The organism is Streptomyces sp. NBC_01551, from assembly GCF_026339935.1.
Classification (GTDB): Bacteria; Actinomycetota; Actinomycetes; order Streptomycetales; family Streptomycetaceae; genus Streptomyces.
The window spans coordinates 2,508,985-2,532,591 of record NZ_JAPEPX010000001.1; the positions used below are offsets into that span (position 1 = coordinate 2,508,985).

At 73.0% G+C, this 23,607-nt stretch carries 19 protein-coding genes; 4 read left to right on the forward strand and 15 right to left on the reverse strand.

Translation table 11 applies throughout. The annotated features are described in order from the left end of the window. Window positions 1-91 precede the first annotated feature (91 nt). The gene (locus OG982_RS11185; RefSeq protein ID WP_266948437.1) at window positions 92-1,855 is read left to right on the forward strand and encodes a VCBS repeat-containing protein; all 1,764 of its coding nucleotides are present in this window, start codon (window positions 92-94) and stop codon (window positions 1,853-1,855) included. A 72-nt stretch (window positions 1,856-1,927) separates the two neighbouring features. On the opposite strand, the gene OG982_RS11190 is transcribed toward OG982_RS11185, so the two are convergent. Together OG982_RS11190 and OG982_RS11195 are read right to left on the reverse strand one after the other, a co-directional pair. Continuing rightward, on the reverse strand, window positions 1,928-2,296 hold the full coding sequence (locus tag OG982_RS11190; protein WP_266948439.1) for a VOC family protein: 369 nt from the start codon (window positions 2,294-2,296) through the stop codon (window positions 1,928-1,930). Between the two features lie 2 nt (window positions 2,297-2,298). Then, window positions 2,299-3,156 (reverse strand): trans-aconitate 2-methyltransferase, encoded by an 858-nt coding sequence (locus tag OG982_RS11195; RefSeq protein ID WP_266948441.1) that lies wholly within the window; start codon window positions 3,154-3,156, stop codon window positions 2,299-2,301. 175 nt (window positions 3,157-3,331) lie between these two features. Between OG982_RS11195 and OG982_RS11200 the strand changes: the two genes are divergently transcribed. Further along, the gene (locus OG982_RS11200) at window positions 3,332-3,829 is read left to right on the forward strand and encodes a MarR family winged helix-turn-helix transcriptional regulator (RefSeq protein WP_073778511.1); all 498 of its coding nucleotides are present in this window, start codon (window positions 3,332-3,334) and stop codon (window positions 3,827-3,829) included. Here the strand turns inward: OG982_RS11200 and OG982_RS11205 are convergent. The 13 genes from OG982_RS11205 to rsmI all read right to left on the reverse strand — a co-directional run bounded on the left by OG982_RS11205 (window position 3,788) and on the right by rsmI (window position 19,904). After that, window positions 3,788-4,549, reverse strand: coding sequence for a response regulator transcription factor (locus tag OG982_RS11205; RefSeq protein WP_266787759.1), 762 nt, complete (start codon window positions 4,547-4,549; stop codon window positions 3,788-3,790). The two genes, OG982_RS11200 and OG982_RS11205, sit on opposite strands and share 42 nt — an antisense overlap. Window positions 4,550-5,022: 473 nt before the next feature. Beyond that, window positions 5,023-5,997: a UDP-glucose 4-epimerase GalE gene (gene galE / locus OG982_RS11210; RefSeq protein ID WP_266948443.1), complete on the reverse strand. Its 975-nt coding sequence runs from the start codon at window positions 5,995-5,997 to the stop codon at window positions 5,023-5,025. 87 nt (window positions 5,998-6,084) lie between these two features. After that, entirely contained in the window at window positions 6,085-6,765 is a 681-nt protein-coding gene (locus tag OG982_RS11215) for a LuxR C-terminal-related transcriptional regulator (RefSeq protein WP_266787757.1), read from the reverse strand. 171 nt (window positions 6,766-6,936) lie between these two features. Further along, window positions 6,937-8,610 (reverse strand): PQQ-binding-like beta-propeller repeat protein, encoded by a 1,674-nt coding sequence (locus OG982_RS11220; RefSeq protein WP_323139247.1) that lies wholly within the window; start codon window positions 8,608-8,610, stop codon window positions 6,937-6,939. Between the two features lie 167 nt (window positions 8,611-8,777). After that, the gene (locus OG982_RS11225) at window positions 8,778-10,478 is read right to left on the reverse strand and encodes a PQQ-binding-like beta-propeller repeat protein (RefSeq protein WP_266948445.1); all 1,701 of its coding nucleotides are present in this window, start codon (window positions 10,476-10,478) and stop codon (window positions 8,778-8,780) included. A 156-nt stretch (window positions 10,479-10,634) separates the two neighbouring features. Beyond that, window positions 10,635-12,434 carry an ABC-F family ATP-binding cassette domain-containing protein gene (locus OG982_RS11230; RefSeq protein ID WP_266787755.1) on the reverse strand — a complete coding sequence of 600 codons (1,800 nt, stop codon included), beginning with the start codon at window positions 12,432-12,434 and terminating at the stop codon, window positions 10,635-10,637. 27 nt (window positions 12,435-12,461) lie between these two features. After that, window positions 12,462-13,784: an acyltransferase family protein gene (locus tag OG982_RS11235; RefSeq protein WP_266787754.1), complete on the reverse strand. Its 1,323-nt coding sequence runs from the start codon at window positions 13,782-13,784 to the stop codon at window positions 12,462-12,464. Window positions 13,785-13,972: 188 nt separating this feature from the next. Continuing rightward, complete coding sequence (locus OG982_RS11240; protein ID WP_266948447.1) at window positions 13,973-14,917, reverse strand: 4-(cytidine 5'-diphospho)-2-C-methyl-D-erythritol kinase; 945 nt, start codon at window positions 14,915-14,917, stop codon at window positions 13,973-13,975. Continuing rightward, window positions 14,914-15,816, reverse strand: coding sequence for a 16S rRNA (adenine(1518)-N(6)/adenine(1519)-N(6))-dimethyltransferase RsmA (gene rsmA / locus OG982_RS11245; protein ID WP_266948448.1), 903 nt, complete (start codon window positions 15,814-15,816; stop codon window positions 14,914-14,916). The genes OG982_RS11240 and rsmA overlap by 4 nt, the downstream gene beginning before the upstream one ends. Continuing rightward, window positions 15,813-17,360, reverse strand: coding sequence for a resuscitation-promoting factor (locus OG982_RS11250; RefSeq protein ID WP_266948449.1), 1,548 nt, complete (start codon window positions 17,358-17,360; stop codon window positions 15,813-15,815). The genes rsmA and OG982_RS11250 overlap by 4 nt, the downstream gene beginning before the upstream one ends. 112 nt (window positions 17,361-17,472) lie before the next feature. Continuing rightward, window positions 17,473-18,348, reverse strand: a complete 876-nt coding sequence (locus OG982_RS11255) for a TatD family hydrolase (RefSeq protein WP_266787750.1) — start codon at window positions 18,346-18,348, stop codon at window positions 17,473-17,475. A gap of 10 nt (window positions 18,349-18,358) precedes the next feature. Then, window positions 18,359-18,847: a hypothetical protein gene (locus tag OG982_RS11260; protein WP_266787749.1), complete on the reverse strand. Its 489-nt coding sequence runs from the start codon at window positions 18,845-18,847 to the stop codon at window positions 18,359-18,361. A 160-nt stretch (window positions 18,848-19,007) separates the two neighbouring features. After that, window positions 19,008-19,904: a 16S rRNA (cytidine(1402)-2'-O)-methyltransferase gene (gene rsmI, locus OG982_RS11265; RefSeq protein WP_266948451.1), complete on the reverse strand. Its 897-nt coding sequence runs from the start codon at window positions 19,902-19,904 to the stop codon at window positions 19,008-19,010. A 189-nt stretch (window positions 19,905-20,093) separates the two neighbouring features. Between rsmI and OG982_RS11270 the strand changes: the two genes are divergently transcribed. Together OG982_RS11270 and OG982_RS11275 are read left to right on the forward strand one after the other, a co-directional pair. Beyond that, window positions 20,094-21,770: a dolichyl-phosphate-mannose--protein mannosyltransferase gene (locus tag OG982_RS11270; RefSeq protein ID WP_266792031.1), complete on the forward strand. Its 1,677-nt coding sequence runs from the start codon at window positions 20,094-20,096 to the stop codon at window positions 21,768-21,770. 153 nt (window positions 21,771-21,923) lie between these two features. Next, window positions 21,924-23,564: a penicillin-binding transpeptidase domain-containing protein gene (locus OG982_RS11275; RefSeq protein WP_266787747.1), complete on the forward strand. Its 1,641-nt coding sequence runs from the start codon at window positions 21,924-21,926 to the stop codon at window positions 23,562-23,564. Window positions 23,565-23,607: the final 43 nt, after the last annotated feature.

Genomic DNA, 23,607 nt, shown 5'->3' on the forward strand with positions numbered 1-23,607 from the left:
CTGCGCAATGTGCTGCGCCTTCGCGCGCCCTGCGCGAGTGCCTTCAACCCGGTTTCGCCTGATTTTTCAACAGGGAGACCTCTTGTCTTTCATGCGCCCCAAGCGCGCCGGCCGCATCGCGGCCTGCACCGCCGTCGCCCTCGCGGCCGGCATGCTCCTCGCCGGCCCGGCGTCCGCCGACGGCACCCCGAAGGCCCCCGCCGACATCGAGCGGCCCACCCTCGACCAGCGGGCCGGCGGCCACCTGTCGGACGTCGCGCCGAAGGCGACTCCGAAGGCACAGAAGCAGCAGCTCCAGCGTGGAGCCGAGGGCGCGCCGTCCGTCGCGACCGCCGGGACCGCAGGCGGTCCCCTCTTCGACGTGGACGGTGACGGCCGCGACGACATCCTCTACCGCACGCTCAACGGCAAGTCCTATCTCAAGGCCACGAAGAACGAGAACGGCGACACCGCTTTCGGCGTCCACAAGGCCGACGACAACGAGGACTTCAAGGACGTCGTCCCGGTGGGCGACCTCGACCACAACGGGCTCCCGGAGCTGCTCCAGCTGTCGGTCACGGGCCGCCTCTCGCTCGCCGAGGCCTCCACCACCGGCTCCGGCTTCTCGTCGTGGTCCGGCGGCGGCTGGGGCGTCTACAACAAGCTGATCGGGGCCGGCGACCTGACCGGCGACGGCAACCCCGACGTGCTGGCCCGCACGCCCGGCGGCTCCCTCTACCTCTACCCGGGCAACGGCAAGGCCGGGTGGAACGACCCGTTCGGCGACCGCATCTACATCGGTGGCGGCTGGGACATGTTCTCCCAGATCATCGGTGGTGCCGACTACGACGCCGACGGCAAGGCCGATGTCCTGGCCACCACGCCGTCCGGCCTCATGTACTTCTACAAGGGCACCGGCGCAGCCGGCACCTTCGCCTCGGGCAAGAAGACCGGTACCGGCTGGACGATCTACAACCAGATCACCGCGCTGTCCGACCGCTCCGGCCTCAGCTGGGTCCTGGCGCGCGAGGTGAACGGCCAGACCTGGGTCTACCCGGTGCAGGGCGACGGCGTCCTGGGTGACCGCACCAAGCTCAGCTCCGGCTGGGAGTACGTCAACCTGATCTCCGGTCAGGGCGGCGTCCCCGCGCACGGCAAGTCCGAGGTCTTCGGCCGCACCAGCGGCGGCGCCCTCTACGGCTACTTCGGCCGCCAGAACGGCAACTTCGAAGACCGCCAGCAGCTCGCCGAGAACGGCAGCTTCCCGGCCGAGGTCGGAATGGCGCTGGTTTCCTCGCTGGACACCAACGCCGAAGCCAACATGCTGTGGTGGTACGGCGGCGACCTGTACAGCGGTGACACCTACATCGGCGGCGGCTGGGACATCTACAACTCCATCGTCGGCGTGGGTGACCTCAACGGCGACGGATACGGCGACCTGCTCGCCCGGGACAAGTCCAACGTCCTGTGGTTCTACGAGAGCAAGGGCACCGGCACCGGCTTCTTCAGCCGCGTGCGCGTCGGCGGCGGCTGGGGCATCTACAACAAGCTGCTCGGCGCCGGTGACGTCACCGGCGACGGCGTCGCGGACCTGGTGGCCCGCGGCACCGACGGCACCCTGTGGGCCTACCCGGGCACCGGCCGCGACGCCGGCGTCCTGGGCGACCGCGTGCAGATCGGCAGCGGCGGCTGGAACAGCTTCAACAAGCTCGCCGCCGTCGGTGACATCACCGGTGACGGCCGGGCGGACCTGATGGCCGTGGACTCCGCCGGTACGGCGTACCGCTACTCGGCCACCGGCCAGGGCGGTCTGAGCACCTTCAACGGCCGTTCCACCATCGGCAGCGGCTGGAACACGTACAAGGAACTGCACTAGCGGCTCCCGCACACGACGGCGCCCCGTCACCGGATCTCCGGTGGCGGGGCGCCGTCGCGTCGTCATGTCACATCAGGCCGCGTCGTGCGGCTCCAGGAACTCCAGCCGGTTGCCCACCGGGTCCTCGGAGTAGAACCGCCGGTGCCCCGGCAGGCCGTCGTCCCACACCACCTTGGCGCCGCGCTCCTCCAGGCAGCGCGCGTACGCCTCGATCCCGGTGACGCGCAGCCCGGGGTGGGCCTTGCGCGCGGGACGGAAGTCCTCCTCCACGCCCAGGTGCAGCTGCACCGGCCCGGCCGCGAACCAGCAGCCGCCGCGGGCCGCCAGCAGGGGAGGTTTGGGGATCTCCGCCATCCCCAGCACGTCTCTGTAGTACGCGCGCAGCCGGTCCTCCGATCCCGGCGGTGCGGCGAGCTGTACGTGGTCCACGGCTGCGAGCACGGTCAGGCCTCCCTGCGGGCGACGGCGAAGATGCGGCGGAACGGGAACACGGTGCCGCGCGGGCCCCGCGGGTAGGCCTCGCGCAGCAGGTCGCGGTACTCGCCGAGGAAGGCCTCCACGGCGCGGCGGTCGTCGCCCAGCGCGGTGAGCACCGGGCGCAGCGCGGTGCCCTTGACCCAGTCGAGCACCGGGTCGGGCCCGTCGAGCAGCTGGTGGTAGGTGGTCTCCCAGATGTCGGCGGAGCAGCCCAGCTCGGTGAAGCGGGCGAGGTACTCGGCGGGTTCGAGGAGGTGGATGTAGCGCGCGCCGTGGCCGGCGAGGCGCGCGCGCCAGCGGGGGGCGTCGCAGAGTTCGGCGAGCAGGCCGTGGCTGGGCGCGGTGAAGTTGGCGGGGATCTGGAACGCGAAGGTCCCGCCGGGGCTCAGGCCGTTGATCCAGGGGGCGAAGGAGCCGGGGTGGCTCGGGACCCACTGGAGGGCGGCGTTGGAGACGATCAGGTCGTACGGCTCCTCGGGGAGCCAGTGGCCGAGGTCGGCGCGGCGGAAGTCGAGGCTGCCGCCGCCGTCGGTGGGGCCGGCGTACTCCTCGGTGGCGCGGTGGAGCATCTCCGGGGAGAGGTCGTAGCCGGTGATGCGGGCCTGGGGCCAGCGGTCGGCGAGGAGCGCGGTGACGTTGCCGGGGCCGCAGCCGAGGTCGGCGATGCGCGGGGCGCGGGTGGGGAGCTCGGGTATGCGGGTGAGCAGGTCGAGGAAAGGGCGTGTGCGGTGTCCGGCGTGCCGCAGGTACTGCTGGGGGTCCCAGGTCGGGGCGGAGGGGGCGGCGGCCAGGGGGATCCTGGCAGAGGCGGTATCGGAATGCATGTTCGAGCCTCCCTACTGGTGGGGCGGGCGGAAGCGGAAGCCGTTCCGGCCCCCTCCATGCCCCGTGCCCTGGAAAATATATCTCGATGTCGAGAATCTCGCCATCAAGAAGATCGGCGCGAAAAAGATCGACATGAAGAGACTTCATATCGACAGACCCCTTACACTGATCGGCATGGAGGACGAGGTCGACCGACTGGTCGCGGCATGGCGGCGGGAGCGCCCTGACCTCGACGTGGAACCGCTCGAGGTGCTCAGCCGCGTCAGCAGGCTCGCGCGCCACCTCGACCGCGCCCGCAGGCTGGCCTTCTCCGAGCACGGCCTGGAGCCCTGGGAGTTCGACGTCCTGACCTCGCTGCGGCGCGCCGGCGCGCCGTACCAGCTCTCCCCCGGCCAGCTGCTGACCCAGACGCTGGTCACCTCGGGCACCATGACCAACCGCATCGACCGGCTCGCCAAGAAGGGCCTCGTCGAGCGGCTTCCCGACCCCAACGACCGGCGCGGGGTACTGGTCCGGCTCACCCCCGAGGGGCGTGACCGCGCCGACCAGTCCCTGGCCGGACTGCTGGCCCAGGAGCGGGCGATCCTCGCCCAGCTCTCCCGGGGCCAGCGCGGTGACCTCGCCGGGCTGCTACGCCAGTTGACCGCTCCGTTCGACAACATCCCCGGCTAGTTCCGCGGGCCGTACGCCGGCCCGCCGGGCCAGTGCCACGGCGGCGAGCGTCGAGTGCACGCCCAGCTTGCCCAGCACGTTCTGCATGTGGGTGCGGACCGTGTGCGGGGACAGGAACAGCCGGGCCGCCACGTCCTTGCGGCCCAGGCCCGCCACCATGCAGCGCAGCACCTCGTGCTCGCGCGGAGTCAGCGACTCCACCAGCCGTTCGCTGTCGGTGCGGTGCTTGCGCGCCGCCGTCAACTCGCGCAGCACCCCGGTCAGCAGGGCGGGCGGCAGGTGGGTCTCCTCCCGCAGGACGCCCCGGATCACGGCGAGCAGCCGCGACAGCGAGGAGTCCTTGGCGACCCAGCCCGAGGCCCCGGCCTGGAGCGCGAGGGCGGCCCGGCGGGGGTCGTCGCGTTCGGCGAGGACCACGGTGCGGACCCCGGGGTGCGACACCCGTACCCCGGCGACCAGGGCGATCCCGTCCGAGCCGGGCGGTGGCCCGGACCCCGGCTCCCGCTGGGCGGGCACGGCCCCGGCGGCGCCGAGATCGGCGTCCACGAGCAGGACGTCGAAGCGGCGGCCCTCGGCCGCCGCGCGTTCGAGGCAGCGCAGCGCGGCGGGGCCGCTGCCGGCCGCGGACACGTCCACGTCCGGCTCGGCCGCGAGCGCGGCTGCGAGCGATTCGGCGAAGATGCGGTGATCGTCGACGACGAGAACCCGGATACGAACCACAAAACCCCCAAGGGTCGGGGAACGGACGACGGCGGGTACGGCGCCCGGACCGGGTGATCCGCAGCCGCCGCGGCCGCCGCCGAGACATCTCTGCACTACCCCGGACCGGACGTCGTACCCGACTTGTCTCGACCCCTGAATCAACACCGGCCCCCACCGGTGTCACGCATCAGCGTAGGGCCGGGCGCGGCTCACGGTTGGCCGAATAGCAGAAGTTTTCCGAGCGATTTTCGGGGGCGCGCGCTCCGAACCCGCTTGCCGGTGGCTGGAAATCAACCGCCCGGCGGGTAGGGATGGCGGTTTACGGCCCGGCGCGTGCCTCGGGCAGATGCACGGGGTGCGTTTCACCCGGCGTACGCACGCCGGGCGCCCGCGCACAGCGCCCGGCCACGGCGTGCGCCGGACACCGGGCGCCCCCGCACCCCGCGGTGCGGGGGACGCGGACGGGCGGTGCCGAAGGGCTCGGGAGGCGCTCAGGAGGCGTGTGCGCGCGCGAAGTTCCAGGCGTCGGTCACGATGCCGGTGAGGTCGGAGCGGGTCGGGGTCCAGCCGAGCCGCTCGTGGGCGGTGCGGGCCGAGGCCACCAGCACCGCCGGGTCGCCGGCGCGGCGCGGGGCGACGACCTCCGGGATCTCCCGCCCGGTGACCTTGCGGACGGTCTCGATGACCTCCCGCACCGAGAAGCCGCTGCCGTTGCCGAGGTTGCACACCAGGTGCTCCCCGGGCGCCGCGGCCCGCAGGGCGGCCAGGTGGGCCTCCGCCAGGTCGGCGACGTGGATGTAGTCGCGCACGCAGGTGCCGTCCGGCGTCGGGTAGTCCTCGCCGAACACCGAGATGGACTCCCGCTGTCCGAGGGCCACCTGGAGGACCAGCGGGATCAGGTGGGTCTCCGGGTCGTGCCGCTCGCCGAACTCGCCGTAGGCGCCGGCCACGTTGAAGTAGCGCAGCGAGACCGCCGCCAGGCCGTGCGCCACGCACTCCCCCGCGATCATGTGGTCCACGGCCAGCTTCGAGGCCCCGTACGGATTGGTCGGCGCGGTCGCCGAGGACTCGGTCAGCGCGGCCTCGGCCGGCTCCCCGTAGGTCGCGGCGGTGGAGGAGAACACCAGCCGGCCCACGCCCGCCGCGCGCATCGCGGTCAGCAGGGCGAGCGTTCCGCCGACGTTGTTGTCCCAGTACTTGCCGGGGTTGGCGACGGACTCCCCCACCTGCGAGGAGGCCGCGAAGTGCAGGACCGCGTCGAAGGACGGGTCCAGGTGTGCGGCGGCGTCCTGGATCCGGCCCTCGATGAAGGAAGCGCCGCGCGGCAGTCCCGCGCGGAAGCCGGTGGCCAGGTCATCGAGGACGACGACCTCGTGCCCGGCCTCCAGGAGGTGGGCGGCCACGACGCTGCCCACGTACCCGGCGCCGCCGGTGACCAGGTACTTCGATGTCGCCGTGTCGCTCACTCGCCTGCTGCCTCTCGCGGGGGAACGCACGCGCGACGGCGCGTGCTGACCACTGGCATACCGGATCACGCCCCGCCGGGGAAAGCGTCAGAGCGTCCGGGTGGCCGAACCCGCCCGGTCCAGCAGGCCCGTCCGGGCGGCCAGCGCGGCCGCCTCCAGCCGCGATCCCACGCCCAGCTTCATCAGCACCCGCTGGACGTGCGTACGGGCGGTGCTCGGCGCGATGGCCATCCCGGCGGCGATCAGCCGGGTGTCCTCGCCCTCCGCGACCCGTACGAGGACCTCCACCTCGCGCGGGGTGAGCAGCCGCAGCAGCCTGCTGCCCTCGTCGTCGGGCTGGGCGGCGGGGTTCAGGAGCTCCGAGAACGCTCCCTGGAGCAGCTGCGGGGCGATGGCGACCTCCCCCGCCCGGGCCTTGGCGAGCGCCCGCTCGACGCCCTCGATGCGCTCGTCGTGGCGGACGTACCCCGAGGCGCCGGCGGCGAAGGCGGCCGCGATCCCGCGCGGGCTGGGCACCGGGCCCAGGACCACGACGGCGATCTGCGCGCGCTCCCGCTTGATGCGCACCACGGGTTCGAAGACCCCGGGGTCGGCGGGGGTCGCGGTGCCGAAGAGGCAGACCTCCGGGGCGCGGCTGATGACCAGTTCGGCGGCGCCCGCGGCCGGGGCCGCCGCCGCGAGCACGCGGTGCCCGCGCAGCTTCAGGGCCGAGGCGAGCGCCTCGGCCAGCAGCCGGTGCTCGTCGACCACCATGACCCGTACGCCCATTGAGGCACCCCACCCCCGACCCTTCTGACCCGGAAGCTACACGCTTGTTCGACGTCGCGCGGGGGATACCGCGCAGAAGCCCCCGGAAGGAGGGACCTTCCGGGGGCTTCTGCCGGCTTCGGTGCGACCGTGCGGTGGCCGCGGAGCGGCTCCGCCGCGGTCAGCTCGCCGTCAGCTCGCGGTGAAGGAGACGAAGAGGTAGCGCGGGTCGCCCCCGGTGGAGGTCGACTTGCGGGCGTACTTCCCGGCCAGGAACAGCTTGCCGTTGTTGTAGCGGAGCTCCGCGTGGTCGACCAGGAAGGAGGTCTCGGCGCGCTGGCTGGTCTTGTCCGCCGGGTTCTCCATCAGGACGGTCTGCTTCATCGTCTTGCCGTCGACGGAGACGATCTGGCCGCCCTTGTCGTACGGGGGCACCTTGTAGACGATGACGTTCGAGCCGTCCATGCGCAGCGGGTACAGGGTGTACCGCTCGCCGGCGTCGGCGCGGTCGCTGGTCTGCTTGCCGGTCTCCAGGTCGAAGGAGAGCAGCTCGTTGGTCTTGCCGTACTCCGAGGTGCCCGCGTGCTCGTAGGAGGGCAGGTAGACCTTGCCGTTGCCGACGACCATGCCGGAGCACTGCTCGACGTCGTTTGCGGGGCAGTCGGGACCGAAGTTGCCGGAGGCCAGGCCGATGCGCGTCTTGAGCTGGCCCGCGTCGTCGAGGACGAACAGGTCGCTGACGTTGGTGGCGTTCTTGGCGGTGTTGCCGACGTTGGCCGCGATGACCATCGGCTTCGTGGAGATGATGCCGGCGTAGGGGATGCCCGCGGACAGCTTGTACGAGTACTTCGGCGCGCCCGAGGTCGCGTCGAGGAGCTGCGCGTACAGGGTCGGCTCGGAGGCACGGCCGCAGGAGCGGATCACGCCGAGCGCGTCGCCGCCCGCGTAGCCGACGTCCTTGCAGCCCTCGCCGTCGACCTTAGGCGACCACAGGGGCTTGCCGTCGGCGAGGTTCCAGGCGGCGCCGCCACCGAGGCCGCCGGCCGCGACGGTCTGGCCGCTGATGGTGACTTCGCTGAAGGTGACGGGCTTGTCGCCGCCGGTGGAGGACTTGGCGGTGGCGGACCACAGGAGCTTGCCGGTGTTCAGGTCGATGACGCCGACCTGGGTGCACGCCGGGTACTTCTTCTCCGCCGAGGGCTTGGCCTCGTCGAAGAGGATGGCCGACTTGTTGTCGGTGATGTACTTCGTGGCGCCGCAGACGTTGGCGGGGAGCGGGGTCTCCCACTTCTTGCCGCCGTCGACCAGGTTGTAGCCGACGACCTTGCCCACGTCGGACTTGGCGTAGACGGAGTCGGTGAGCCAGGAGCCCTCGACGGTGACCTGCTCCTCCGGCTCCGGGAGCGGGACGTTGACCAGGGTCTTCGACTTGGTGTTGGAGGGCACCTTCTCGGTGCCGCCGGGCGCGGCCGGCTCCTTGGCCTTGGACTCGCCCTTGCCGCCGCCGTCGGTGGCGGTGGTGCTCGTGCCGCCGTCGTCGCCGGAGACGTACCAGAAGCCCCCGCCGACGATGAGGACGATGGCGAGCAGCGCCGCGCCGACGATCATCAGCTGGGTGCGCACGTCACCGCCGCCACCGCCACCGCCGCCGGGCGCGGCCGGGACCGGGGCCTGGGGCGTGGGGACGGTCGCGGGCATGCCGGGGGCGCTGGGGGCGCTGAACTGCCCCGGGGCGCCGGGCTGCTGCGGGTAGCCGTAGCCCGCCTGCGGGTATCCGTACGCGGGCTGGCGCGGGTCGCCGGCCGGCGGTGCGGGCGGCTGCTGCGGGGGCGCGGGCGGCTGCTGCTGGGGCATCTGGGGCGGCATGGGCGGCTGCTGCGGGGGCGCCGGCGGTACGGGCGGCACCTGCTTGCCGAATCCACCGGGAGGGGGATCCTGCGGGGCGCCGAACCCGCCGGCAGGCGGCTGGCTGGGGGGTGGCGGGGTACTCATGGCGTGCTGCTGCCTCTCGGTGGGCGACTCGGTGGACTCGTTCACTTGCCGAAGACCATCAGGAACTTCTCGTCCTTGCCCCGGGCGATCAGCCGGGTGGCGGAGATGAAGAACCGGCCGTCCACGTAGTCGGCCCTGGGGGTGAAGAAGGAGCTCTCGACCTCGGCGGCGGCGCCCGACGGGTGGCGCAGCAGCGCGGTGGGCTGGCCGCCGGCGGCCGGGATCGAGAGGATCTCGCCGCCCTGCTCGCTGGTGGCCTCCCGGTAGAAGACCAGCTTGCCGTCGGCGGCCTTGAGCGGGACGAGGGTGCCCTTGTCCCCGGCCGGGGTGCGCCACTTGACCTTGCCGGTGCCCAGGTCGAAGGCGACGATCTCGTTGGCCTTGCCGACGTCGGCGGAGGTGGCGAGGTAGAGGGTGCCGGAGTCGACGGCGGAGTCGCCGCAGCCCTGCAGGACGTGGTCGCGCTTGCCGCAGTTGACGGGGAAGCTGCCTTCGCCGCTGACGCTGGTGCGGGGCTTGCCGTCGGGTCCGAGGACCACGATGGAGCGCTCCTTGGAGGTCTCGTTGCCGAGGTCGAGGACGACCGGGTCGACGGAGTAGACGCCCTTGACCTTGAAGCCCTTGGGGAGCCGGTAGGACCAGCTCTTCTTGCCGGTGACCGGGTCGGCGTCCTGGACCTCGACGGTGCGGTCGGGGTCCTGGCAGGTCGCGACGCCGATCATCTTGCCGTTGCCGGCCGCGTAGGCACCGGGCTGGCAGCCGTCGGCGCCGTTGCCCGCGAAGAGCTTGTCGCCGGTGCTGATCTTGTAGGCGCTGGTCTTGACGAGGCGGTTGATGGCGACGGTGTCCCCGGTGAGGGTCAGGTCGGCACTGCTGTCGATGTCGAAGGCGCCTTCCTGGGCGATCTCCTTCGTCCAGCCCTCCTTGCCCGCCTTGAGGTCGATCATCTTCATCTGGTTGCAGGCGGAGGTGTCGGCGTCGTTCGCGCGGACGACGACGATGGTCTTGCCGTCGGTCGTGGTCTTGCCGGCCGTGGCACAGATCTCGGTCTTGAAGTCGAGCTTCCACTTCTCCTTGCCGTCGGCCGCGGAGTAGGCGACGAGGGACTTCCAGGCGCTCTTGACGACGGCGTCGCCGGCGACCCACTGGCCCTTCGCCTCGACGCCCGACCCCGGACCGTCGATCTTGGTGGTCTTGAACCAGAGGACCTTGTCCTCGCCCTGCTTGCGGCCCGCGTTGAGGTCCTCCTGCTCCCCGCCGCCGTTCCCGCTGCCGTCGCCGTCGTCCACGGACGCGGAGGCGGACGGCTTGGGGTCGGCGGGGGCGGGGCTCTGCGCGACGGGCTCCTTCGGGTCGTCGGAGCCGCCGTCGGCGAAGGCGAAGTACGCGCCGGTGCCGAGGACGAGGACGCCCGCGACGGACGCGGCGATCAGGGCCGTCAGGTTCCGCCTCCGGCCCGGGCCGGGGGCGCCGGGCTGCGGCGGGCCGGGGAATCCCATCGGCGCCGTCGGGGGCATCCCGGGGCCCGTGGGGGGCGGGTACGCGTAACCGGGCTGGGGCGGCATCGGCGGCTGCATGGGCTGCGTGGGCGGCTGCTGCGGCTGCTGCGGCTGCTGCGCGTACGGGTTGTCGCCCGCCTGCGGGTACCCGTACCCGGGCGGCTGCTGGGGCGGTGGCCCGGGCAGGTGTCCGTAACCGGAAGGTGTCGGCGGCTGGTTCGGCGGCTGGGGCGGCTCGGTCATCAGCGCATACCTTCGGCGTCGGGCGGGTTGAGGAGGATCACCTTTCTATCACCCGTGGCCGACAAGCACCGGGCCGGTCCAGCCCCTGTACCCAAGGGAGAACCGGCCCGTGACACCGCCGTTATCCGGCCAGTTGGCCTCGGTGGCGGGCCGAACTCACGCGTCCTCGGCCAGTTCCAGCCAGCGCATCTCCAACTCGTCCCGCTCGGCGATGAGTTCGCGCAGCTCCGCGTCGAGCTTGGCGACCTTGTCGTAGTCGGTGGAGTTCTCGGCGATCTGGGCGTGCAGGTTCGTCTCGCGGTCCGACATCTTGTTGAGCTGCCGCTCGATCTTCTGGAGCTCCTTCTTCGCGGCGCGCGAGTCCCCGGAGGCGCTCGACTTGGCGGCGGCGGCCGGGGCGGGCGCCGGGGCGGCCGCCTCGATCATCCGCTGCCGGCGCTCCAGGTACTCGTCCAGGCCGCGCGGCAGCATCCGCAGGCTCGCGTCGCCGAGCAGCGCCATCACCGTGTCGGTGGTGCGCTCGATGAAGAACCGGTCGTGGGAGATCACGATCATCGAGCCGGGCCAGCCGTCGAGGAGGTCCTCCAGCTGGGTCAGGGTCTCGATGTCGAGGTCGTTGGTGGGCTCGTCGAGGAAGAGGACGTTGGGCTCGTCCATCAGCAGGCGCAGGATCTGCAGCCGGCGGCGCTCGCCGCCGGAGAGGTCGCCGACGGGCGTCCACTGCTTCTCCTTGGTGAAGCCGAACTGCTCGCACAGCTGGCCCGCCGTCATCTCGCGGCCCTTGCCGAGGTCGACGCGGTCGCGGACGCGCTGGACGGCCTCCAGGACCCGCAGGGACGGGTCGAGTTCGCCGACCTCCTGGGAGAGGTAGGCCAGCTTGACGGTCTTTCCGACGGTGACGGTGCCGGCCGCCGGCTGGGTCTCGCCCTGGGTACGGGCGGCCTCGGCGAGAGCGCGCAGCAACGAGGTCTTGCCGGCGCCGTTGACGCCGACGAGGCCGACGCGGTCGCCGGGGCCGAGGTGCCAGGTGAGGTGCTTGAGCAGGGTCTTCGGCCCGGCCTGGACGGTGACGTTCTCCAGGTCGAACACGGTCTTGCCGAGACGGGCGTTGGCGAACTTCATCAGCTCGGACTTGTCGCGCGGCGGCGGCACGTCGGCGATGAGCTCGTTGGCGGCCTCGATGCGGTAGCGCGGCTTGGAGGTCCGGGCGGGGGCGCCGCGGCGCAGCCAGGCGAGCTCCTTGCGCATCAGGTTCTGCCGCTTGGACTCCTCGGTGGCGGCGATGCGGTCGCGCTCGGCGCGGGCGAAGACGTAGTCGCTGTAGCCGCCCTCGTACTCGAACACGGCGCCGCGCTGGACGTCCCACATGCGGGTGCAGACCTGGTCGAGGAACCAGCGGTCGTGGGTGACGCAGACGAGCGCCGAGCGGCGCTCCTGGAGGTGCTTGGCCAGCCAGGAGATGCCCTCGACGTCGAGGTGGTTGGTGGGCTCGTCGAGGACGAGGAGGTCCTGGTCGGCGATGAGCAGCTTGGCGAGCGCGATGCGGCGGCGCTCGCCGCCGGAGAGCGGGCCGATGACCGTGTCGAGGCCCTGGCCGAAGCCGGGCAGGTCGAGCCCGCCGAAGAGGCCGGTGAGCACGTCGCGGATCTTGGCGTTGCCGGCCCACTCGTGGTCGGCCATGTCCCGGATGATCTCGTGCCGGATGGTGGCCGAGGGGTCGAGGGAGTCGTGCTGGGTGAGGACGCCCATGCGCAGGCCGCCGGACTGGGTGACCCGGCCGGTGTCGGGCTCCTCCAGCTTGGCGAGCATGCGGATCAGGGTGGTCTTGCCGTCGCCGTTGCGGCCCACGACACCGATCCGGTCCCCCTCGGATACGCCGAGGGAGATGCCGTCGAGCAGGGCACGGGTTCCGTACACCTTGCCGACTGCCTCGACATTGACCAGATTGACGGCCATCAGACGCGCTCCAGGGAAGGGTGTGGATCAGCCCCTCAGCCTAACCCTCCGAGCCGACGCGGAGCGTTCCACCAGGAGCCAGCCTCCCAGAGCCATGCCGATGGCGGCGGGCGCGGTGAGCGGGACGGCGATCAGGGTGGCGCTGTGACCCTCCAGCAGGCCGCCGAGGCCGGTCATGGACAGGCCGAGGACGCCGAGGAGGCAGAGGGTGATGCCGAGGGCGGCGCGGGGCCCGGATCCGGGGTCGGTGCTGCCGTGTCCGGGGGCCTCGAAGCGGCGGAAGACGGCGACGAGTGCGCCGGTCAGCGCGGCGGCGGCGAGCAGCCGGACGGGGACCTGGGCCCACCAGGCGGCGGTGGCGGGCTCGGGGAGGCCGAGGCCCAGGCCGAGCTGGGCGGCGTACACGGCGAGCATGGCGGTGAGGTGCCAGAGGAACGCGGTCATGGCGATCCCGTTGGCGGCGACGACGGCCCGCCAGACCCGGGGCCGGGCCAGCAGGGCGGCGGCGGGGCGGGCGAGCAGCTGGACGGCGCCGACGAGCCAGACGCCGTGCGCGAGCAGGGCGAGGGTGGGCGGGGCCATGTTGGAGACCTTCTCGCCCGGCATCCCGACCATGGAGAGCGGGTACGGCCCGTACGCGACGAGCAGCGCGGCGCCGGTGAGCCCGGCGGCGGCGAGGAGGGCGGGGCGGGTGAGGCGGCCGTCGGCGCGCAGGAAGCCGAGCTGGTGGACGGCGAGCCAGACGAAGGCGAAGTTGAGGAACTCGACGTACGGGACCCCGGCGGCGAAGCGGAGCAGGTCCACGGCGCCGGCGGCCGCGAGGAGGGCGGCGAAGGCGGCCCAGCCGTGGCGCTCGTGGAACCTGAGGAGCAGCGGGGTGAAGGCGACCATCGCAAGGTAGATGCCGATGAACCAGAGCGGCTGGGTGACGAGCCGCAGCGCGGCCCCGGCGAGGCGGCCGCGGTCGGCGCCGGCGAGCTGCACGACGAGCGCGGCGGCGGTCCAGACGCCGACGAACACGAGCGTCGGCCGCAGCAGCCGCCGCAGCCGGGCCCGCAGGAAGAGGGCGTAGCCGCCGGGGCCGGGGTGGCGGCGGTGCAGGGAGCGGTAGGAGAGGGCGTGCGAGAACCCGCCGACGAAGAAGAACACCGGCATGACCTGCAGCCCCCAGGTGAGCACCTGGAGCGGGGGTACGAGGGCGAGCAGGTTGCCTATGCCGTCGCTGCTGACGGCGGCCATCAGCCAGTGCCCGGCGATGACGGTCGCGAGCGAGGCGACGCGCAGCAGATCGACGTACCGGTCCCGAGCGGCGGGCGTGGCCGCGGCCATTTCGCGTGCGCTGGCTGTCATGCCGCTTACGCTGCCGCGCCGCCGGGCGCGCGAACAGGGCGCGGATACTCATCTCGCCCCTAGGTACCGCTCCCCGCGGCGCGGGGCCGCGCCTAGAACGCCGGCGGGGCTGAAAGATCCAGCCCCGCCGGCGTTTGAGGCGCGGAGGTCCGGGGGCGGGGCCCCCGGCGGCGGGGCCGTGGGCCGGGTCAGAGGACGGTGGCGCCCGGGGCCGGGGCGGTGGCTGTGCGGGTGGTGCGGCACAGGCCGGAGGCTTCCAGGGCGGCGGAGACCTTGGCGGCGGATTCCGCGTCGCGGACCAGGAACGCCGTCGTCGGCCCGGAGCCCGAGACCAGCGCGGCCAGCGCCCCGGCGTCGGTCCCCGCAGCCAGCGTCCCGGCGAGCCCCGGCCGCAGCGACAGCGCCGCCGGCTGGAGGTCGTTGACCAGGGTCGCGGCCAGCGCGTCCGGGTCGCCCGAGGCCAGCGCCGCGAGCAGCGCCGGCGACGCCTGCGGGGCCGGGATGGTCCGCCCCTGCGCCAGCCGGTCGAACTCGCGGAACACCGCCGGGGTCGACAGCCCCCCGTCGGCGACCGCGAACACCCAGTGGAACGTACCGGCCTCGGCCGGGGTGAGGATCTCCCCCCGGCCCATGCCGAGCGCCGCCCCGCCGACCAGGCTGAACGGCACGTCGCTGCCGAGCTCCGCGCACATGTCCAGCAGCTCCGCCACCGGGGTGTCCAACCCCCACAGCGCGTCGCACGCCACCAGCGCGCCCGCGCCGTCCGCACTGCCGCCCGCCATGCCGCCGGCGACCGGGATGTGCTTCGCGATGTGGATGTGGACGGCCGGAGCGGGCAGCCCCTTTCGCTCCGCCAGGATCTCGGCAGCCCGCGCGACCAGGTTCGTACGGTCCAGCGGGACCTGGTCCGCGTCCGGGCCGGCGCAGGTCACCGTCAGCTCGTCGGCCGGGGTGACCGTCACCTCGTCGTACAGCGACACGGCGAGGAAGACGTTGGCCAGGTCGTGGAACCCGTCCGGCCGCGCGGCGCCCACCGCCAGCTGGACGTTGACCTTCGCGGGGACCCGTACGGTCACGGCGCGGGGGTTCTCGGCGCGAGGGACCTCGGCGCGGGGGTTCTCGCCGCGGTTCACAGCGCGGGCCTCTGCGCCGCCGGCTTGTGCTCGGCGATCGCCGCGAACTCCTCCACCGTCAGCGACTCGCCGCGCGCCTGCGGGGAGATCCCGGCCGCGACCAGCGCCGCCTCGGCGCCCGCCGCGGAGCCCGCCCATCCGGCCAGCGCGGCCCGCAGCGTCTTGCGGCGCTGCGCGAAGGCGGCGTCCACGACCGCGAACACCTCCGACTTCGAGGCGGTGGTCTTGATCGGCTCGGCCCGCCGCACCAGCGAGACCAGACCCGAGTCGACGTTCGGCGCGGGCCAGAACACCTTGCGGCCGATGGACCCGGCGCGCTTGACGTGGGCGTACCAGTTGGCCTTGACGGAGGGCACCCCGTAGACCTTGTTGCCCGGCTCGGCGGCGAGCCGGTCGGCGACCTCGGCCTGCACCATGACCAGCGTCCGCTCGATGGTCGGGAAGCGGTCCAGCATGGTCAGCAGCACCGGCACGGCCACGTTGTACGGCAGGTTCGCGACGAGCGCGGTCGGCGCCGGACCCGGCAGTTCCGTCACCAGCATCGCGTCGGAGTGCACGAGCGCGAAGCGGTCCTTGCGCTGCGGCATCCGCGCCTCGATGGTGGCGGGCAGCGCGGCGGCGAGGACGTCGTCGATCTCGACGGCGGTCACCCGGTCGGCGGCCTCCAGCAGGGCCAGCGTCAACGAGCCCAGCCCGGGCCCGACCTCGACGACCACGTCGTCGGGCCGCACCTCGGCGGTCCGCACGATGCGGCGCACCGTGTTGGCGTCGATGACGAAGTTCTGCCCCTTCTGCTTCGTCGGCCGCACGCCGAGTACGGCGGCCAGCTCCCGGATGTCGGCCGGGCCGAGAAGGGCGTCGGAGGTCGTGCTTTCAGGCTGCTGCTCTGCGGTGCTCACCGGTAAAGCCTACGGCCGCAGTGGGGCCACGGGGTCGCCCCCCGCTGGACGTAGAGCTTCTTGGCCCGGTACGTCTGCTCCTGGCCCGGGGCGTCCTGGGGGCGGCCGGTGCCGCCGAGGGACTGCCAGGTGTGTACGTCGAACTGGTAGAGGCCGCCGTAGGTGCCCGAGGGGTCGGTGGCGGCGGGGCGGCCGCCGGACTCGCACTGGGCCAGCGCCGCCCAGTCGAGGCCGTCCGCGCCGGCCACGGAGGTGGGCAGCGGTTTGGTGCCGACCTTGATCCGCTGGGTGACGGGCTCGCGGACGGTCTCCTCGGCGATCTTCCGGGGCTTCTGGCGGACGCCGTTGACGGTGCGCAGGCCGTAGGTGACCCGGCGGGCGCCGGGGCGGCCGGCCTGTTCGACGACCTCGGTCCCGGCGAAGAGGGTGGGGTCCTTGACCTTCTCCGTCTCGTACGGGACGCGTTCCTCGCGGACCTCGCGGGTGCCGGTGATCCGCAGCACGGTGACGGTCTGGCCGTCGCGGGGGAAGGAGGCCGGGGGCACGGAGGTGGTGTCCTGGTCGTGGAGGGTGATGCCGGCCTGGTCGAGGGCCTCCTGGACGGTGGCGGCGTTGGTGCGGATGGTGCGTTCGCGGCCGTCGGCCATGAAGGTGACGCTGCGCTCGGTGCGGACGCTGAGGGTCAGGCCGGCGCGGGGCACCGGGGCGGTGCGCGGGGCGGACAGGTAGGCGCCCTCGGCGCGGACGCCGAGCTGGCGCAGGGCGCCTTCCACGGTGCGGGCGGTGGTCCACACCTGGCGGTGGTCGCCGTCGAGGGTGAGGCGCAGGGGGCGGCCGTAGCGGACGATGATCTCGTCGCCGTCGTCGAGGGCGGCTCCCCTGGCCGGGGCGACGAGGTCGTGGGGGCCGACGCCGAGGCCTTCGGCGGCGAGCAGTTCGTCGACGTCGCCGGCGAAGGTGTGGAGGGTCTGCGGGACCCCGTCGACGGTGAGCCGGACGGACTTGTCGGCGGCCACGAAGGCGGTGGTGCCGCCTGCGAGGAACGCGACGACCAGCGCCTGCGGCACGATCCGCCGCCAGTTGTCGCGCGCGGCGGCCGAGGGGGCCGGCGCGGCCGCCCGCCGCCGCCCGCTCCCGGAACCCGCCCCGGCTGGCGCCCCGGCGGGCGCGGCCCCGGGGCTCCGCCGCCGGCCCGTACCCGCGCCCGGCGCTTCCTCCCCGCCGTCCGGCGCGGCCGCGCGGCCGCGCCGGCCCGTGCCCGGTCCCGGGTCGACGTCCAGCGCGGGGGCACGCCCCCGGCGGCCCGTGCCCGGTTCCGGGGTGGGGTCCAGCGAGGGGGTACGCCCCCGGCGGCCGGCGCCCGGCTCCGGGTCGGCGTCCGGCGAGGCCGTGCGGCCGCGGCGGCTCGTGCCCGGGGCGGGGGGTTTGCGGCGGCGGGTGCCGCGGCGGGGGGTGGGGACGCCTGCCTCGGGTTCCCCCGCGGGGGCGACCGGGCCGCCGAGGTCCGGGGCCGGCCAGGCCCCCGGCAAAGGACTATCGCTCACGACGCTCGCTCCAGTGGTCCGGCCCCGGTGCTACGGGCACGGCACCCTAGCGGGCGAGACCATCACTCACCAAAGTCACGTCGCTACCCAGCGTGTCGGAGGGCGGGGGTGCTCAGTACCCGAAGGCCCGCGCCGTGTTGGCCGCCAGCGCCGTCGCCATGGCGTCCTCGTCCAGGCCGCGGACCGCCGCCATCGCCCGCACCGTCAGCGGAATGAGGTACGGCGCGTTCGGCCGGCCGCGGTACGGCGCCGGGGTCAGGTACGGCGCGTCCGTCTCGACCAGCACCAGTTCCAGCGGGGCCACCGCCAGCGCCTCGCGCAGGGGGGCCGCGTTCTTGAAGGTGACGGTCCCGGCGAAGGACATGTAGTACCCGGCGGCGGCGCACTCGCGGGCCATCTCGGCGTCCCCGGAGTAGCAGTGGAACACCGTCCGCTCCGGCGCGCCCTCCTCCCGCAGCACGCGCAGCACATCGGCGTGGGCGTCGCGGTCGTGGATGACCAGGGCCTTGCCCTGCCGCTTGGCGATCTCGATGTGGGCTCGGAAGGAGCGTTCCTGGGCGGCCATGCCCTCGGGTCCGGTGCGGAAGTAGTCCAGCCCGGTCTCGCCGACCGCCTTGACGTGGTCGAGGGCGGCCAGCGCCTCGATCTCCGCGAGCGCCTCGTCGAGGGCCGCCTCGCCGCCGCCCGCCCGGGCGCCCTGGCGCGACCAGCCGTCAGGGTCCCCGAGCACGATGCGGGGCGCTTCGTTCGGGTGAAGGGCGACGGCGGCGTGGACGTTGTCGTACGCGGCGGCGGTCTCGGCCGCCCAGCGGGAGCCCTTCACGTCGCAGCCCACCTGGACCACGGTCGTCACGCCGACGGAGGCGGCCTTGGCCAGCCCCTCCTCGACGGTGCCGGACTGCATGTCCAGGTGGGTGTGGGAGTCGGCCACCGCCACCCGGAGCGGTTCGGGCAGCGGGGGCGGGGCGTCGTTCGAGGTACGGCTCATGCGGCCGATCTTATGACCGGAACATCGCCCTCAGCCGGGCCAGCAGCCCGCGCCGCTCGTCGCGCCCCTCCGGGTCGATCGCCACCGGCCCGGGCGCGTCGTGCCTCGGCCGACGCGCCTTGCGCGGCTTCGGGGTGCGGGGGACGTCCACTCCCGCCGGCACCGGACCGGCTATGCCGGGGGCCACGGGGTGGTGGTAGATGCTGTCGAGCGTGCCGCGCACCGCCGAGACCTGGCCCTCGCGCATGATCCGCACCACGTGTCCGCCGCAGTTCATGCAGGTCGGATTGGACAGCGGCGACGGAACCCGCTCACCGCTCACCGTGTACATGATGAACGGCTGGCCCGTGCCGTCGACGTGGTGCTCGATCTCGTACCCCTGCTCCCAGCTGTAGCCGCACTTCATGCAGGCGAACGAGTACGCCTCGTGCACGGTGTGCACGGGAGGGGTGGACAGGACCGGGGGCGCGGGTACCGGGGTGTCAGCGATGTCACTCATGCCAGCTCCTCTTTTTCCACTGGTGCACAGCCAGTGGACGCCTCTTGGGGCGGGAGCGCATCAGGCCATGTCCAGTATTGGACGGTCTTTGGGTGACTCCATGCCCAAAGCGCCCGGTGCGCGGTCTGAGCTTTGCTTTTCAGGTTAGCTCTTTACCGTCTTAGAGCACCTTTTGTGCCGCGTTCTTTGCCGCCACGACCGCGTCGAACACCTCGCGCTTGGGTACCCCGGCCTCGGCCGCGACCGCCGCGATGGCCTCCTTGCGCCGCTCGCCCGCCTCCTCGCGCACCCGCACCCGGCGCACCAGCTCCTCGGCGTCCACGTCGCCGGGCCCGGCCTCGGGCGCGCCCTCGACCACGACGGTGATCTCCCCGCGCACGCCTTCCGCGGCCCAGGCGGCCAGTTCGCCGAGCCCGCCGCGCTTGACTTCCTCGTACGTCTTGGTCAGCTCGCGGCAGACGGCGGCCCGCCGGTCGGCTCCGAAGACCTCGGCCATCGCGGCCAGGGTGTCGTCGAGCCGGTGCGGGGCCTCGAAGTAGACGAGCGTGCGCCGCTCGCCCTCGACCTCGCGCAGCCGGCCCAGGCGCTCGCCCGCCTTTCGCGGCAGGAACCCCTCGAAGCAGAAGCGGTCCACGGGCAGCCCGGACAGGGCCAGCGCGGTCAGGACTGCGGACGGCCCGGGCACGGCGGTGACCTTGATGTCCTTCTCCACGGCGGCGACCACGAGCCGGTAACCGGGGTCGGAGACGGAGGGCATCCCGGCGTCGGTCACGAGCAGCACCCGCTTGCCCGCCTCCAGGGCCTCGACCAGCTCCGGGGTGCGCGCCGACTCGTTGCCCTCGAAGTACGAGAGCACCCGGCCGGTGGTGTGCACGCCGAGCCCCTGCGTCAGCCGGCGCAGCCGCCGGGTGTCCTCGGCGGCGATCACGTCGGCCCGCTCCAGCTCGGCCGCGAGCCGCGGCGGGGCGTCGGCGAGGTCGCCGATGGGGGTGCCGGCGAGCACGAGGACGCCGGTCGGGGCGGAGGAATCGGGGCCGAGGGGCTGGTCAGTCGTCACCCACCCATCCTCTCAGCCCGCCCGGCCGTCCCACCCCGCGCGCCCCGGCGCTGGGGTTCCCACAGGCGCGTTCCCTACGATGATCCGGTGACCAGTACCGCGACGCCGCCGAACAGCCCCGCGGGGGCCCCGCCCGCCCCTTCGGCGGGGCGCGACCCCGACGTGGGAACGTCCCCCTGGCTGCGCCGTCTGCGCGCCTTCGGGTACGCCCCGCCGGCCCGCGGCGGGGCCCGTGACGCGGACGTCCGCACCCGTCTGGTGCCCCCGTACGCGAAGCCGTCCGCGCAGCTGTGGACGGCGCTCGGCGTGCCGCCCTCGTCGGTGGACGCGGTGCTGCGGGTGCTGGCGTGGGCGGGGCCGCTGCTGGTGGCGCTGGTGGCGGGCGTGCTGCGGTTCGTGCACCTGGGCAGCCCGAAGGCGGTGATATTCGACGAGACGTACTACGCCAAGGACGCCTGGGCCACGGTCCGGCAGGGCTACGAGGCGAGCTGGCCCAAGGACATCGACAAGTCGATCCTCGCCAACCCGGACGGGATCTCGCTGCCGCTGGATCCGGGGTACGTGGTGCACCCGCCGGTCGGCAAATGGGTGATCGGCGCCGGTGAATGGATGTTCGGCTTCACCCCGTTCGGCTGGCGGTTCATGACCGCGGTGCTCGGCACCCTGTCGGTGCTGATGCTGTGCCGGATCGGGCGCCGCCTGTTCCGTTCGACGTTCCTCGGGTGCCTGGCGGGCGCGCTGCTGGCGGTGGACGGCCTGCACCTGGTGATGAGCCGGACCGCGCTGCTCGACCTGGTGCTGATGTTCTTCGTGCTGGCCGCCTTCGGGTGTCTGCTGATCGACCGGGACAAGGCGCGGGCCCGGCTCGCGGCGGCGCTCCCGGTGGACGCCGAGGGGCGCACCCGTCCGGATCTGGAGATCGCGGAGTCGCTGCGGCTGGGGTGGCGCCCGTACCGGGTGCTGGCCGGTGTCTGCCTGGGCCTGGCCTTCGGCACGAAGTGGAACGGGCTGGTCGTGCTGGCCTTCTTCGGCGTCCTCACCGTGGTGTGGGACGCCGCCGCGCGCCGCACCGCGGGGGCGGGCGCCCCGTACGCGGCGATGCTGCGCCGGGACGCGGTGCCCGCGTTCCTCTCCACGGTCCCGGTGGCGATCGCGGTGTACGTGGCCTCGTGGACGGGCTGGATCCTGAGCTCGGACGACGGCAAGGGCGGTTACTTCCGCGACTGGGCGGCCAAGCACGACCAGGGCAGCTCGCTGGCGTTCCTGCCGGAGTGGCTGCGCAGCCTGTGGCACTACGAGACCGAGGTCTACAAGTTCCACGTCAACCTGCACGACGGGCACACCTACGAGTCGAACCCGTGGAGCTGGCTGGTCCTGGGGCGGCCCGTCTCCTATTTCTACGAGTCCCCCGCACCCGGCACCGACGGCTGCCCGGCGACGGAGGCCGGAAAGTGCGCCCGCGAGGTGCTGGCGCTCGGCACGCCGATGCTGTGGTGGGCGGGCTGCTTCGCGCTGCTGTACGTGCTGTGGCGGTGGTTCTTCCGCCGCGACTGGCGTGCGGGCGCGATCGCCTGCGCGCTGGGCGCGGGTCTGCTGCCCTGGTTCAACTACCAGGAGCGGACCATCTTCTTCTTCTACGCGGTGGTCTTCGTCCCGTACCTGTGTCTGGCGGTGGCGATGATGATCGGCGCCCTGCTGGGGCCGGCGGGCTCCTCGGAGCGGCGCCGGGCGCTCGGTGCGATCTGCGCGGGTGTCCTGGTGCTGCTGATCGTCTGGAATTTCATCTATTTCTGGCCGATCTTTACCGGCCAGACCCTGCCCATGGACTCCTGGCGGAACCGGATGTGGCTGGACACATGGGTTTAGGGGGACGGTGGTCGCCTCCGCGCCATGGCGGGATCGGCGGCATTGCGGTCCGGTAACGAGCTGTACGCACTTCGTTCGCACAACGTAAGGTCTTGCACCCGGGGTTCTTTGAACGCGTTCAGAGAACCGAGGTTCCTGGGGGAGGGGACGCAAGTGAACGGGGCGGCCAAGGGTGCCATCGTCGGCGGGGTGTTCCTCGCGATGATCGGCGGAGCCGGGTACGGGGTGTACGCACTGGTCGGCGACGCCGGCGAGCAGGACGGTACGGACGGGGCCAAGGGCGACGGGACCACCGTCCAGGCGGAACGGGGCAGCGGCCCCGTCACCGAGAAGGAGGCCGCCAAGACCGCCAAGGCCTTCCTGGCCGCGTGGGCGGCCGGCGACGACCGCGCGGCCGCGGAACTGACCAACAACGCGCAGGCCGCGCAGCCGGCGGTGGCCGACTTCAAGGGCAAGGCGTACGTGTCCAAGGCGGTGATCACGCCCGGCGCCCAGAACGGGGCCACGATGCCCTACAAGGTCGCCGCGGAGATCACCTACGAGGGCGTCACCAAGCCGCTGGAGTACTCCTCTGAGCTGACCGTCGTCCGCGGAGTGACCAGCGGGCTGCCGCTCGTCGACTGGCAGCCGTCGATCATCCACCCGGAGCTGAAGAAGGACGAGAAGCTGCGCGCGGGGGCGCCCGCGACCCCGCCGGTCAAGGCGGTGGACCGCAGTGGCGAGGAGCTGACCGCCGAGAAGTACCCCTCGCTGCGGCCGGTCCTGGACCAGCTGCGCGAAGCGTACGGCGACAAGGCGGGCGGCAAGGCGGGCGCCGAGGTGTGGATCGAGCCGGCCGCGCAGGACGGGGCGAAGCGGACGCTGCTGACCCTGGTCGAGGGCGAGCCGAGCACCCTCAAGACGTACCTGGACGCGAAGGTCCAGGCGGCGGCGGAGAAGGCGGTCGCCCGGTTCCCGGAGTCCTCGGTGGTCGCCGTCAAGCCGAGCAACGGGCACATCCTGGCCATCGCCAACCACCGCAAGGACGGCTACAACGCGGCGATCCTGGGCATGCGGGCCCCCGGCTCGACGATGAAGATCGTGACGGCGGAGATGCTCCTGGACCGGGGCAAGGTGGCTGCGGACAAGCCGGCCGAGTGCACCAAGGACGCCGCCTGGGGCGGCCGCACCTTCCACAACCTCGACAACTTCGAGCTGCCCGGCGCGACCTTCGCGACCAGCTTCGCCAAGTCCTGCAACACCGCGTTCATCAAGCAGATCAACGACGTGGGCGACGACTCGGCGCTGTCGAAGGAGGCCCGGGAGGTCTTCGGCATAGGCCTGGAGTGGCAGACGGGCGTCAAGACCATCGACGGCAAGGTCCCGGACGCGACGGGCGCGCAGGCGGCCGCCGCGTACATCGGGCAGGGGCAGGTCACCATGAACCCGCTGAACGTCGCGTCCATCACGGCGACGGCGCGCAGCGGCGTGTTCCACCAGCCCGTGCTGGTCTCGCCGGAGCTCGACGGGCGCGAGATCGCGACGGCGGCGCGCCGGATCAAGCCGGGGGTGCAGCAGCAGCTCGTCTCGATGATGCGGCTGACGGCGACCAGCGGTACGGCCCAGAAGGCGATGGCCTCCGTCGGCGGCGACAAGGGCGCGAAGACCGGCTCGGCCGAGGTCGACGGCGCGGGCAGCCCGGACAGCTGGTTCACCGGGTTCAGCGGTGACGTGGCGGCGGCCGCGATGGTCGAGGCCGGCGGCCACGGCGGCGACGCGGCGGGCCCGATCGTGGCGGCGGTCCTCTCCTCTTGACGCGCCGCTCACACGACTCGGCCCTGGCGGGCCTCCCCTCTTG